Genomic DNA, 12,959 nt, shown 5'->3' on the forward strand with positions numbered 1-12,959 from the left:
GGTACGGAGGCTCAGCACCGGCCGGGGCAGGCGCGGGCGCCGGTAAGGGAGCCCGTCAGTAGGACAGCCCGTGCCCGATCGGGAAGAGCACCGTGCCCGGCGCGTCCGCGCGCATGACCGGGACCGGCAGCCTCCCCCGGGGACCGTGCTGCCCGGCGATCACCCGGGCCGCGGCCCGCAGTTCCACATCCGTCCAGGAGTACGCGGCCAGCGCCGCCCGTACCCCGGGCAACTGCGCGATGTCGTACGGGTTGCGGACCGCGAGCTGCACCACCGGCTTCCCGGTGGCCAGCAGTGCCCCGACCAGCGCCCGCTGCGAGGAGTCCGCCGTGACGTTGTACGTGGCGACCACCGCCGCGTCCCGCTCGGCCAGGGCGGCCACGGCCCGGTCGATCCGCTCCCGGTCCGGTGCCGTACCGGTGGACAGCGCGGTCGCCGCGAAGCCCAGCGACGTCAGGGCCTTGGCCAGGACCTGTGTGGGCGGGCCACCGGTGCCGGACGGGGACGCCGGGTCGGCGCCGGCCACCAGGATCCGGTGCTCCCGGCGCCGGGAGAGCGGCAGCAGCCGGTCTTCGTTGACGAGGAGGGTGGTGGTGCGGTCCGCGATCCGGTCGGCGGCGGCCAGGTGCCCGCGGGTGCCGACCGTGCGCCGTACCGCTTCCCGGCTGGTGTACGGGTCCTCGAACAGCCCGCGCCGCTCCTTCAGCCGCAGGACGCGCAGCAGCTTCTCGTCGATCGCGCGCTCGCTCAGCTCGCCGCCGCGCACCGCCTTGAGCACGGCGCCGTAGGCGACGGAGAGGCTGGGCGGGTTCAGGAGCTGGTCGACGCCGGCTTTGAGGGCGAGTACCGGCACCCGGTCGTCGCCGTACTTCACCCGTACGCCCTCCATGCCCAGCGAGTCGGTGACCACCACCCCGTCATAGCCCAGGCGCTCGCGCAGGATGCCGGTGAGGATGGGCCGGGAGAGGGTCGCGGGGTCCTCGGAGGCGTCGAAGGCCGGGACGACGATGTGCGCGGTCATGACCGTGTCGATGCCGGCCGCGACCGCCGCCTTGAAGGGCGGGGCGTCCAGTCGCTCCCACTGCCCGGCGGTGTGGTGGATGTAGGGCAGGCCGACATGGCTGTCGGTGTCGGTGTCACCGTGCCCGGGGAAGTGCTTGGCGGTCGCCGCCACGCCCGCGCCCTGGTAGCCCTTGACCTGGGCGGTGACCATGCGGGCCACGGCCTGCGGATCGGCGCCGAAGGACCGTACGCCGATGACGGGGTTGGCCGGGTTGACGTTGACGTCGGCCACCGGCGCGTAGTCCTGCCGGATGCCCATCGCGTACAGCTCCTCGCCCGAGATCCGCGCCGCCGTGCGGGCGTCCTCGCGGGAGCCGCCCGCGCCCAGCGCCATCGCCCCCGGCAGGAGCGTGGCGGGCGCCCCGACCCGGGCCACTATGCCGTGTTCCTGGTCGGTGGTGATCAGTACCGGTACGGGCACGCGCTGCTCGGCGGCGGCCTCCTGGATGCCGTTGGACAGCTCGGCGATCTGGTACGGGTCGCGGGTGTTGTGGGCCCAGCCGAAGTAGATGATGCCGCCGACGTGGTACGTGGCGACCAGCTCGGCGGCGTTGGCGACCCCGATCTCCTTGCGGTTGGACTCCACGTCCGCCGGGTCGGGGGCGGTGGCGGAGTGCCCGTACACCCGCATCACGAAGAGCTGCCCGACCTTCTCCTCCAGGCTCATCCGCGCGATGAGGCGCCGCAGGCCCTCCAGGCCCTCCAGGCCCTCCGGACGCTCACGGGACGCGGCCCGCCCGGCAGCCGCGCCTGCGGGGGACGCGGGGGAGGGGACATCTGCGCCCCGGGGACGGGGAGTGGCGCCCGCGCCGCCGGCACAGGCGGTGGCAGCGGCGGCGGCCGTGACGGCGGCGGTGGTCAGGACGGTACGTCTGGAGTGCATGCCGCGCTCCTTCCGGAGGGCATCCTCAGCGAATTGAAGGAAACGTCCAAGGAGTCACGGATAGCCCGAAAACTACAGCCGGTCAATGCTCGCAGGCGGGGCCGGTCGGGGGACCCGCAAGGGCCCGCCCTCCGTCGGCGCGGTGGATTCCTTACGGTGCTCACGCGCGGTTGACGCCCGGTCAACACATCCCACCGCCGTTTCCCGCGATAGCGCGAGGTCAGCGCGGGACCGTCCGCCGAACGTGGCGGCAGCTCGGCCGTAACGGCATGGCACCGGGCTCCCGGGGCATAGGGTGAGGCCCCTCCCGCGACCCCCGGAGGTGCCTGCCCGGTGTCCGGCGACAGCTTCGTCCATCTGCACAACCACACCGAGTACTCGATGCTCGACGGCGCCCAGCGCCTGAAGCCGATGTTCACCGAGGTCGCCCGCCAGGGCATGCCGGCCATCGCCATGTCCGACCACGGCAACATGTTCGGGGCGTATGAGTTCCAGCAGGTGGCCAAGGGCTTCGACGACGTCAAGCCGGTCATCGGGATCGAGGCGTACGTCGCCCCGTCCTCGCGCCGCCACCGCAAGCAGGAGTTCTGGGGGCCCGGCGGGGTTCGGGCCATGGCGGACGACGGGGAGGGGTCCAAGGACGTCTCCGGCGGCGGCCGGTTCACCCACATGACCATGTGGGCGCAGAACGTCCAGGGCCTGCGGAACCTGTTCCACCTCTCGACCGAGGCCGGTTACACCGGGCAGTTCCCGGCCGGCAAGCCGCGCATGGACATGGAGCTGATCTCCGAGCACGCGCAGGGCATCATCGCGACCACCGGCTGTCCCTCGGGAGCCGTCCAGACCCGGCTGCGCCTGAACCAGTACCCCCAGGCGCGGGAGGTCGCCGGGGCCTACCAGGACATCTTCGGGAAGGACAGCTACTTCCTGGAACTGATGGACCACGGCCTGGACCTGGAGCGCAACGTCCGCGGCGACCTGCTGCGCCTGGCCAAGGACCTGGACATCCCGCTGCTGGCCACCAACGACGCGCACTACGTCCTGGAAGAACACGCCGACGCGCACGACAACCTCCTGTGCATCGGCGTGGGCAAGAACAAGGACGACCCGAACCGGTTCCGGTTCAACGGCACCGGCTACTACCTGAAGACCGCCGCCCAGATGCGGGAACTGTTCGCCGAACTGCCCCAGGCGTGCGACAACACGCTGCTGATCGCCGAGCGCGTCGAGTCCTACGAAGAGGTCTTCGCGCACGAGGACGAGATGCCGCAGTACCCGGACGTCCCCGAGGGCGAGACCCAGGAGAGCTGGCTGCGCAAGGAGGTGCTGCGGGGACTGGAGATGCGCTACGGCGCACCGGTCCCCGAACACGTCCTGGAGCGGTTCGAGACGGAGATGAAGGTCATCGGCCCGATGGGCTTCTCCTCCTACTTCCTGGTCGTCGCCGACATCTGCCGCTACGCCCGGGAGAACAGGATCCCCGTGGGTCCGGGGCGCGGATCGGCGACCGGTTCCATCGTCGCGTACGCCACCCGCATCACCGAGCTGTGCCCGCTGGAGCACGGCCTGCTCTTCGAGAGGTTCCTGAACCCCGAGCGCATCAACCCGCCCGACGTCGACCTGGACTTCGACGACCGCCGGCGGGACCGGATGGTGCGCTACGTGGTGGAGAAGTACGGCGACGAGTACACCGCGATGGTCAACACCTTCGGCAAGCTCAAGGCCAAGAACGCGATCAAGGACACCTCCCGGCTGCTCGGCTACCCCTTCGCCCACGGCGAGCGGATCACCAAGGCCCTGCCCGGCGACGTGATGGGCAAGTCCATCCCGATCAGCGGCATCTTCGACCCCGAGCACCCCCGGTACGGCGAGGCCGGCGAGATCCGGGCGCTGTACGAGGCGGAGCCGGACGTCAAGCGGGTGGTGGACGGCGCCAAGGGCGTCGAGGGCCTGATCCGCAACACCGGGGTGCACGCCGCCGCGGTCATCCTCTCCAAGACCCGGCTCACCGACCGCATCCCGCTGCACATGCGCGCCAAGGACGGCGTGAAGATCACCGGCTTCGACTACCCGTCCTGCGAGGACATGGGCCTGGTCAAGATGGACTTCCTGGGCCTGCGGAACCTGGGCGTCATCGACCAGGCCCTGGAGAACGTACGGGAGAACCGCGGCACCACCATCACCACCGACACCGTCCCTGCGCCCGGCGCGCAGTCGATCCCCCTGGACGACGCCGCCACCTTCCAGCTCCTGGCCCGCGGCGAGACCTTCGGGGTCTTCCAGCTCGACGGCGGCGGCATGCGCACCCTGCTCAAACTCATGGAGCCGTCCCGCTTCGAGGACATCGCCGCCGCCCTGGCCCTGTACCGGCCGGGCCCCATGGCGGCCAACGCCCACACCAACTACGCCCACCGCAAGACCGGCCGCCAGGAGATCACCCCGATCCACCCCGAGCTGAAGGACGCCCTGGAGCCGATCCTCGGCAACACCTTCCACCTGCTCATCTACCAGGAGCAGATCATGGCCATCGCCCGGCAGCTCGCCGGCTACACCCTGGGCGGCGCCGACCTGCTGCGCCGGGCCATGGGCAAGAAGAAGCCCGAGGTGCTGGCCGCCGAGTGGGAGAAATTCCACGGCGGCATGCGGGCCAACGGCTACAGCGAGGAGTCCGTCAAGGCGCTGTGGGACGTCATGCTCCCCTTCTCCGGCTACGCCTTCAACAAATCGCACACCGCCGGCTACGGGCTGGTGTCCTACTGGACCGCCTACCTCAAGGCCAACTTCCCGGCCGAGTACATGGCCGCGCTGCTCACCTCGGTGGGTGATGACAAGGACAAGGCGGGCGTCTACCTGGCCGATGCCCGCAAGGCCGGGGTGCAGGTGCTGCCGCCGGACATCAACGAGTCGGTCGCCGACTTCACCGCCGTCGGCGACGACGTACGGTTCGGTCTGCGCTCCGTACGCAACGTCGGGGAGGGCGTCATCGAGGCCCTGGTGACCTCCCGTAAGACCAAGGGCAAGTACTCCTCCTTCTCCGACTTCCTGGACAAGGCCGACATCACCGCCCTGAACAAACGGGCCGTGGACTCCCTGATCAAAGCCGGTGCGTTCGACTCCCTGGGGCACACCCGCAAAGGGCTGGCCGGCGCCCACGAGGCGGCCATCGACGCGATCATTCCCGTGAAGAAGGCCGCCGCCTTCGGACAGGACAACCTCTTCGCCGCCCTGGACGGCACGGACAGCGCCCAGGAGTCCGCCTTCGGCCTGGACTTCCCCATCGGCGAGGGCGAGTGGCCCCGCAAGCAGCTCCTGGCCACCGAACGGGAGATGCTGGGGATGTACGTCTCGGCGCACCCGCTGGACGGCACCGAACACATCCTGGCCCGCCACCGCGACACCACCATCAGCGAACTGATCGCCTCCGGCCGCACCCAGGGCACCGTACGCCTGTCCGGCCTCCTCACCGGCGTCGACCGCCGGATGACCAAGCAGGGCAACGCCTGGGCCATCGCCGGCCTCGCCGACCGCGACGGCGAGATGGAGGTCCTGTACTTCCCCGCCGTCTACGGCCTGGTCCAGCACGCGCTGCTCCCCGACAGCGTGGTCTGCGTCCAGGGCCGGCTCAACGAGCGGGACGGCGCGGTCAACCTCTACGGGCAGGAACTCCAGGTGCTGGACGTCTCGGCGGCCGAGAGCGGCGGGCGGCTCCCCGTGCAGCTCGCCTTCGCCGCCCACCGGGTCACCGAGTCGGCCGTCGCGGAACTCAAGCGCATCCTGACCGCGCACCACGGCCAGCACCCGGTGCAGATGCGCGTACGCTCCCCCCACAGGACGACCGTCTACGAGCTGGGCTTCCTGGTGGACCCCACCTCCCTCGCCTCCGACATCAAGGGCGCCTTCGGCCCGGACGTCTGGCTGGGCGCGGGCTGATCCGCCCGGCGGTGGCCGGTGGCCGGTGGCGGCCCGACCTGTCCGGCGTCGTCGCCGGCGGTCTTCCGCTCATGCGGGGGCGAGAGGACGAGACGGCCGCCGTTCCTCGTCGGAAGTCTGCTTTCCGGCAGATGTGTGGCAGTTTCCCCCTCGCGGAAAGTGGGGACATGACCGACGACGCTGCTCCACCCGACGACGCTGCTCCACCTGCCCCGCTCGCCTCGCCCGCCCCGCCCTTCGCCGCCCCCGGCCGCCGCCGCGAAGGCCGTCCCCGCCGTGGGCGCCGCCGTCCTGCCCCCGCGAGAGCAGGCGCCTGGGCAGCGGCCCTCCTCGTGGTCGCGGCCGGAACCTCACAGGCAGGCCCCGCGCAGGCGGCCCCGCCCGGACCGGCACTGCGGGCGGACACCAACCGCGACGGCCGCCTCACCCCGGACGACGACCCCGGGAAAGCCGGGTGGACGCGCAGCCGCGGCGCGCTGATGCTGCCCAACGTGGACGACGACCAGCGGCGCTGTGCCACCGCGGGCCCCGGGGCCACACGGCTGCCCGACGACCGCCTCGCCGGCTGCCACGACGCCGCGGACACCGTCGTCAACGGCAAGGCCGACCTCGCCGACCTCGCGCCCGTACAGATCAACGCCGTCCCGCACGTCCGGGCCGGTACCACCGCCACGGTCGCGGCCGACCCCGCCGCCCGGTACCACGTGCGGATCTTCGCCGAACGGCACGGCCGTATGGTCGCGCTGTCGCCCGGCGACCGGCTGACCACGCGGGAACTGCGCCACGGTGCCCGGCTGGGCGTCGAGGCCCGGGACTTCGTACGCGACCCGAAGCGGTGGAACGGCTTCGCCGACATCGTCCTGAGGACCAGCCGCGGCCACGACACCGCCGAGGACCGGGTACGGCTCAAGGTCGCACCGCTGGTCTCCGAGCACGACCTGATGCCCCTACGGCGGGTGATGACGGCCGACCACACCACCGCGCCGGCGGAGGTGGAGCGCGGCAAGCGCTACGACCCGTCCGCGCAGCCCGCGCCCGTACGGCCCGGGGAGGCCGCGTTCCGCCGTGACCTGCGCCGCGGCCTGGACCGGGCCGGGCTGCGCGCACCCCTGTACAACTACCCCACGGGCGGGGACGTGTGGATGCAGGACCTGTTCAAGATGGCCTACGCCTCCATCCCCGCTCCGGGCGGCGGCGAGCACCGCATCCGTGTCGTGGTGCGTTCCGCGGATGTGATGCCGGGCACGGCGACACCCGCCTTCCCGCTCAGGGACGCCTCGCGCAGCGCCTTCCCCCTGCTCCGCGGCCCCGGTACGGGAGTGCTCCAGCAGTACGATCCCCGGCGCGTCGGCAGCGACGACAGCCGGTACTACGGCTCCTTCAGCTCCACCGGGAACTTCGGCACCCTCCCGCCGTATTCCTGGCGTGGCCACCGCTACCCGGTCGGGCGGATCGTCTACGGCGGGACCGGCGGCAAGGAGTCCCCGGACCCCGCCTTCACCCGCATGCTCGCCGCACAGGGCTACCAGCGGCCCATCGCCCTGGACACCGGTTGGCTGGGGGTCGGGCACATCGACGAGTTCCTGTCCTTCGTCCCGGCGCACAACGCCCGCGGCTGGGTGGCCGTCGTCGCCGACCCCGTACTCGGCCGGAAACTGCTCACCGACCTCGCCGAGCAGGGGCAGGGCAGCCGGCCGCTGGTGCGGGGGGTCGCCCCGAAGGACACCGAGGACCCCGGACCGACCATCTCCGAAGCACTGCGCAAGCCCTCCCTCACCCATGGCACCGAGATCGCCCGGCGGGGCATCGACAAGGCCCTGCGCACGCTGCGGGAGGGGGCCGGGCTGACGGAGCGCGACATCGTACGCGTTCCCGCCCTGTTCACCAGGCTCGACCTGCCCGCCGGATACCCGCGCCACGACGTGGTGGCCAACTACCTGCCCGGCGCGGCCAACGGCGTCAGCACCGGCACCGGCGTGTACCTGGCACCACGTCAGCACGCCCCCGAGGCAGGCGGCACGGACGACTTCGAGCAGGCCACGCAGCGGGCCCTGCGCCGGACCGGCACCCGGATCGCCTGGGTGGAGGACTGGGACTACGCCCACCACTTCGGCACCGTCGGCGGCGAAGTGCACTGCGCGACCAACGCCCTGCGCAGCCTGGACGGCACCCGGCCGTGGTGGACCGAACGCGACTGAGTTACCTGCGCTTGCCCTTTGGGCCGCCTGCGCCCGCCTTCAGGCCGCCACCCGGTCGACGTACCGCGTCTCATGAAGTCGACGCCCGTGAGCGATCGGCACGACCAGGGCATACGCCTGCCCGGCGGGCTGCTGCACCCGCGTCGAGCTGCCGTTCGCGCAGACGCCGCGTTGAGGGCAGGGGGCAGGGGCAGGGGGCAGCCAGGAGGCGTACCGCGCCAAGTCCTGAGCCGGACCCAGGTCCCGGCGGAGGGCTGAGCCGTGGTCGGCCCGGTAGCGGGTCATCCGCCACCGGCGCGGTTGGAGGGGGGTGCGCCGGTGGCGGGGTGCTGCCGGTCGCAGGCGGCGGAGAGGGTGGTCAGCGACGCAGCCAGCAGCGAGGCCGACACCGCTCTGCGAAGACTCACCGACAGCACGCACCTTTGACGGACGGGGCGCCCGACGGGTTCCCGTACGAACCCGGTGACCGGGAAATGGTGCGTGGGTGAAGGGCGTGACACGAGCCGGTGGCCCGCGGCGCGTCCGTACCGAGTACTTGGGCACGTTCGTACCGAGTACCTGACCGTGTCATGTCAGCGGTCGACCGGGGCCTGTACGGTCGCCCACTGGTCCTGAAGAGCTCGGACCGCCTCGGTGATGGCCGGGCGGCGGGCCGCGCCGGTGCGCCATACCGCGTACAGCCGTCGTGTCGGCGCCGGTCGTAGGGGCACGGACACCGCTCCCTGCGGCAGTGGGCCGGTACCGAGCCGGGGGACCAGTGCGACACCGAGGCCGGCCGCGACCAGCGCCACCTGTGTGTGGTACTCGGCCACCTGGTAGGCCAGGTCGGGTTCGTGTCCGGCCGCGCGCAGGGTGTGCACCAGCCAGTCGTGGCACACGGAGCCGGGCGGCTGGCATATCCAGCGGTGGCCCCCCAGTTCCTCGCGGCGTACCTCGGTCCGTACGGCCAGGGGGTGCCCGGCCGGGACGACGAGGGTCGACGGGTCGTCTCCGATGACGGCCCGCTCGGTGCCGGCGGGCGCGGGGAGGGAGGAGATGTCCCAGTCGTGGGTGACGGCCAGGTCGATGGCGCCGCGGGCGACCAGCTCCACGGACAGATGCGGGTCGATCTCCAGGAGCCGGGTGTCCAGGGAGGGGTGCCGGCTGCCGAGGCCGGCGAGCGCGCCGGGCAGCAGGCCCCGGGCGGCGGAGGCGAACGCGCCGATCATCAGCCGCCCGGCCGGACGGCCGCGCCGCTCCTCCAGGTCGGTCTCCGCCTGCTCCACCAGGTTCAGCAACTGCTGGGCGGTGGCGGCGAGTTCCTCGGCGGCGTCGGTCAAGGCGATACCGCGGCCACGGCGTTCCAGCAGGGTGGTACGGGTTTCCCGTTCCAGTTTGGCTATCTGCTGGGAGACCGCCGAGGGGGTGTAGCCGAGGGACTCGGCGGCGGCGCCCACCGAGCCGTGCACGGCCACCGCGTGCAGCGCCCGCAGCCGGGACAGATCGAGCATGCGGGCCACCCTCTTACCCTCTTCGAACGTTGAGCGTTGCTACATCCAACCATGAAGAAACGCGCGCTGGTGCTACACGATCCACTCCGGTGATCCTGAGAAACATGCGACCCGTCCATATCGCCCTGGCCGTGGCAGTCGCGGCTTCCTGGGGACTCAATTTCGTTGTCATCGAAACCGGACTCGGCCACTTTCCGCCGCTGCTCTTCTGCGCGCTGCGCTTCCTGGTGGCCGCACTGCCCGCCGTCTTCTTCGTCGGCCGGCCGCCGGTCGCCTGGCGCTGGGTCATCGCGATCGGACTGGTGCTGGGCGTTGCCAAGTTCGGCCTCCTTTTCCTCGGCATGAACCAGGGGATGCCGGCGGGGCTCTCCTCGCTGGTCGTCCAGGTCCAGGCCGTCTTCACCGCGGTCATCGCCGCGGTGGTACTCGGTGAACGGCCCGGCCCGGTACGGATCGCGGGGATGGCCGTGGCGCTGTCCGGCATCGCGGTCGCGGCCGTGGCCCAGGGGACCTCCGGACCAGTGCTCGCCTTCGCCCTGGTCATCGCGGCGGCGCTGATGTGGGGCGTGTCCAACGTCCTGACCCGCAAGGCGGCACCGTCGGACCCGGTGAGCTTCATGGTGTGGGTGAGCGCCGTCCCCGTACTGCCGCTGCTGCTGCTCTCCCTTCTCTTCGAGGGTCCGGCGGCCGACCGGGCGGCCCTGGCCTCCCTCGACTGGTCCGGCGCGGGCGCGGTGCTCTACGTCGGCTGGGTCGTTACCCTCCTGGGTTTCGGCATCTGGAACCACCTGCTGCGTACGTACGACGCGTCCACCGTGGCCCCCTTCTCCCTCCTGGTCCCGGTCTTCGGCATGACCTCGGCCGCGCTGTTCCTGGGCGAGCACATCGACGCGGCCCAGTGGGTGGCTGCCGCCCTGCTCGTGGGCGGCGTGGGCCTGATCTCCATGGCGGGCCGCCTCGGCCGGCGCGACGGGCCCGTACGCGACCCGGAACCCGCCACCACGGCCCCCCTCACCGCAGCCCCCGCCGCCACGGCCTCCGTCACCACGGCGCCCGCCGCCGACGCCGCCACGTCGGCCGTCCCGGTCGACCCCGCCGTTTCGACCGCCCTTCCCGGCCCGTCCGGCGCCTCAAGTCCTTGAGTTCTTAAGTCCTTCGGGTTCGTCCAGCTTCTTCTGCCCCTTCCGCTCCTTCTGTTCCCTCCGCTTCTTCTAGTCCTTTCGATCCTTCCGGTCCTTCTGGCTCCTCGGTCGGTCCTGCCGACCGGGGCCCGTCTGAGCGGCCCGGGGAGCGGGGCACCCGGCCGCGCTCAGCCCGTACGGAAGGGGTCGGCCCCACCGGGTCCGCCCGTTCCATCGGTCCTGCCACACGGAGCGGACCTGCTGGTCCCGCCCGCCCCGCCTGTCGTCAGGAGTTGCCAGAGGTGGGCCAGGCCCGGGGCCAGCAGGGCCGGGAGGTCCGTGGCGTGCGGATACCAGCGTTTCTCGTACTCCCAGCAGAGCCAGCCGTCCCATCCCGCCTCCCGCAGCGGCGCCAGGCACTCCTCCAGCGGCAGCGTGCCGGCGCCGAGTGGCAGGGGAGTGGTGTCCTGCGCCGAGGCCACGTCCTTGACCTGGACGTATCCGAGGTACGGGGCGAGCGCCGCATATGTGTCGGCCGGGGCCTCGCCGGCCCGCCACGGGTGCAGCACGTCCCACAGCGCGCCGATGTTCTTGTGGCCCACGGCGCCCAGGACGCGGGTGGCGTCCGCGCCCGTGGGATGCGAGTCATGGGTTTCCAGGAGGACGCGTACGCCCCGTTCCGCGGCGTACGGCGCCACGGCGGCCAGGTGCCTGGCGGCGTCCGCGTCCGCCTCGGCCGCCGGGCGGTCGCCGCCCCCGGGGAAGACCCGTACGTACGGAGCCTCCAGCTCGGCGGCGAGCAGCACCAGATCGGTCAGCTCCGCCGCCAGTTCCTCCTCCCCCCGCTCGTCACGGGCCTCGGCGACCCGCGCGTAGCCGGCGACGGCCAGGATCTCCACCCCCGCCCGCGCGAACTCCGCACGCACATCGGCCCGTTGCCGCGCATCGATGCGCGGGCTGACCGGTTCCTCGGGGTGGGCGCGCAGCTCCACCCCGGCGAAGCCGGCGCGGGCCGCCAGCCGGGCCACCTCCCCCGGCGGCATTCCGGGTACTCCGAGGGTCGAAAAAGCACACCGCACATCGCTCATGACATCACAGCACCAGACGCCAGTCCTGTCCGACAAGTTTCCGGCCGAAACTGTGGTGCGGCTCCTCAGCCGTCAGTTCGAAACCGGCACGCTCATAGAGCACACGGGCTGCATGCAGGACGGAGTTCGTCCACAGCACCATCTCGCGGTACCCGGCCGTTCGGGCGAAATCGACACACGCGGCCACCAGCTCGCCCCCGATGCCGCGCCCGCGCGCGCCGGGTTCGACCAGGAGCAGCCGCAGCCGGGCGGTATGGGGCGGCTCCTGGTCGTCGGCCGTCTCCCGTACGCACATGACCGCGCCGACCCGTTCGCCGTCCAGCTCGGCTATCCACGTCCGGTCCCACTGCGGGTGGTAATGGCGCACGTACCCCGCGACGATCTCCGCGACCAGGGCTTCGTAGGAGAGGTCGAAGCCGTACTCCTCGGCGTAGAGCGCGGCGTTGCGCTGCACCATCCAGCCGAGGTCGCCGGGCTCGGGTGAGCGCAGCCGCAGTTTCGCCTCGGCCTGCCCCGCGCCGTCCCCGAGCAGCTTCCGTATGGTTTCCATCGACGCGACCAGGCGCGGCCGGTCCGGTGCCGGAACCCGGTCCAAGAGCGTGCCCGCCGACTCGCGTGAGCGCTCCTCCAGCAGGTCCGCGGCCTGTCTGCCGCGCTCGGTGAGCATGACGCACCGGCGCCGGCTGTCCTTGTCCGAGCGGCTACGAGTGATCAGCTCGCGCTCCTCGAACTTCGTCAGGAGGCGGCTGAGGTAACCCGCGTCCAGGGACAGCGAGACCCGGAGATCGGCGGCGTCCACCCGCCGGCTGTGGGCGAGTTCGTAGAGCAGCCGTGCCTCGGTGAGGGTGTACGGGGTGTAGAGGTGGCGGCCGTAATCGAGTGCGCCGATGAGGTTGGTGTAGAAGCGGTTGAACCTGCGGATTTCCTGGACGGCCATCGCCTGTTCCGCCTAACGTTGACTGAGTCAAGCTTAGCGAGATGCTTGACTCGGTCAAGGGTGAAAAAGTCTGGCGCGGGTTGACGTCCTCGCTTGACGTCGCCGCCTGACGTCGATTCGCCATCACTCGACGCCGGGTGCCGACGCGCGCTCGCGCCTCTTGGCGGCCCGGCACGGCGCGAGCTAGCTTCGCCGGGAGCCGCAACGCTTGCTCCGTAAGCCGCAACGCGAGCTCCGTACATACGCGCTC

Annotated in this window: 8 protein-coding genes; 3 read left to right on the forward strand and 5 right to left on the reverse strand. The window is 71.7% G+C overall.

The genetic code is table 11. The features are described 5' to 3' along the window. Positions 1 to 55: 55 nt before the first annotated feature. Positions 56 to 1,945 (reverse strand): glycoside hydrolase family 3 protein, encoded by a 1,890-nt coding sequence (locus tag KGS77_RS23405; protein ID WP_242584965.1) that lies wholly within the window; start codon positions 1,943 to 1,945, stop codon positions 56 to 58. A 333-nt stretch (positions 1,946 to 2,278) separates the two neighbouring features. On the opposite strand from KGS77_RS23405, the gene dnaE reads away from it, so the two are divergent. Beyond that, the gene (gene dnaE, locus KGS77_RS23410) at positions 2,279 to 5,875 is read left to right on the forward strand and encodes a DNA polymerase III subunit alpha (protein WP_277994259.1); all 3,597 of its coding nucleotides are present in this window, start codon (positions 2,279 to 2,281) and stop codon (positions 5,873 to 5,875) included. A 167-nt stretch (positions 5,876 to 6,042) separates the two neighbouring features. After that, positions 6,043 to 8,073, forward strand: a complete 2,031-nt coding sequence (locus KGS77_RS23415; RefSeq protein ID WP_242584966.1) for a protein-arginine deiminase domain-containing protein — start codon at positions 6,043 to 6,045, stop codon at positions 8,071 to 8,073. A 281-nt stretch (positions 8,074 to 8,354) separates the two neighbouring features. Here the strand turns inward: KGS77_RS23415 and KGS77_RS34675 are convergent, their stop codons facing one another. Next, complete coding sequence (locus KGS77_RS34675; protein ID WP_277994260.1) at positions 8,355 to 8,480, reverse strand: hypothetical protein; 126 nt, start codon at positions 8,478 to 8,480, stop codon at positions 8,355 to 8,357. 165 nt (positions 8,481 to 8,645) lie between these two features. Then, positions 8,646 to 9,563: a LysR family transcriptional regulator gene (locus tag KGS77_RS23420; RefSeq protein ID WP_242584967.1), complete on the reverse strand. Its 918-nt coding sequence runs from the start codon at positions 9,561 to 9,563 to the stop codon at positions 8,646 to 8,648. A gap of 104 nt (positions 9,564 to 9,667) precedes the next feature. Between KGS77_RS23420 and KGS77_RS23425 the strand changes: the two genes are divergently transcribed. Continuing rightward, a complete protein-coding gene (locus KGS77_RS23425; RefSeq protein ID WP_242584968.1) occupies positions 9,668 to 10,705 on the forward strand; it encodes an EamA family transporter in 1,038 nt (345 codons plus the stop codon). A 167-nt stretch (positions 10,706 to 10,872) separates the two neighbouring features. Here the strand turns inward: KGS77_RS23425 and KGS77_RS23430 are convergent, their stop codons facing one another. Next, positions 10,873 to 11,727: a sugar phosphate isomerase/epimerase family protein gene (locus tag KGS77_RS23430; RefSeq protein WP_242584969.1), complete on the reverse strand. Its 855-nt coding sequence runs from the start codon at positions 11,725 to 11,727 to the stop codon at positions 10,873 to 10,875. Between the two features lie 49 nt (positions 11,728 to 11,776). Then, entirely contained in the window at positions 11,777 to 12,709 is a 933-nt protein-coding gene (locus KGS77_RS23435; RefSeq protein WP_242584970.1) for a bifunctional helix-turn-helix transcriptional regulator/GNAT family N-acetyltransferase, read from the reverse strand. Positions 12,710 to 12,959 lie beyond the last annotated feature (250 nt).

This window comes from Streptomyces sp. MST-110588 (assembly GCF_022695595.1).
Lineage (GTDB): Bacteria > Actinomycetota > Actinomycetes > Streptomycetales > Streptomycetaceae > Streptomyces.

What these genes read in the sequence shown, in the direction of transcription:
- KGS77_RS23425 (WP_242584968.1), top strand. Translation starts at nt 9,668, where the DNA reads ATGCGACCCGTCCATATCGCCCTGGCCGTGGCAGTCGCGGCTTCCTGG.
- KGS77_RS23420 (WP_242584967.1), bottom strand. Translation starts at nt 9,563, where the DNA reads ATGCTCGATCTGTCCCGGCTGCGGGCGCTGCACGCGGTGGCCGTGCAC.
- KGS77_RS23405 (WP_242584965.1), bottom strand. Translation starts at nt 1,945, where the DNA reads ATGCACTCCAGACGTACCGTCCTGACCACCGCCGCCGTCACGGCCGCC.
- KGS77_RS23435 (WP_242584970.1), bottom strand. Translation starts at nt 12,709, where the DNA reads ATGGCCGTCCAGGAAATCCGCAGGTTCAACCGCTTCTACACCAACCTC.
- KGS77_RS23415 (WP_242584966.1), top strand. Translation starts at nt 6,043, where the DNA reads ATGACCGACGACGCTGCTCCACCCGACGACGCTGCTCCACCTGCCCCG.
- KGS77_RS23430 (WP_242584969.1), bottom strand. Translation starts at nt 11,727, where the DNA reads ATGCCGCCGGGGGAGGTGGCCCGGCTGGCGGCCCGCGCCGGCTTCGCC.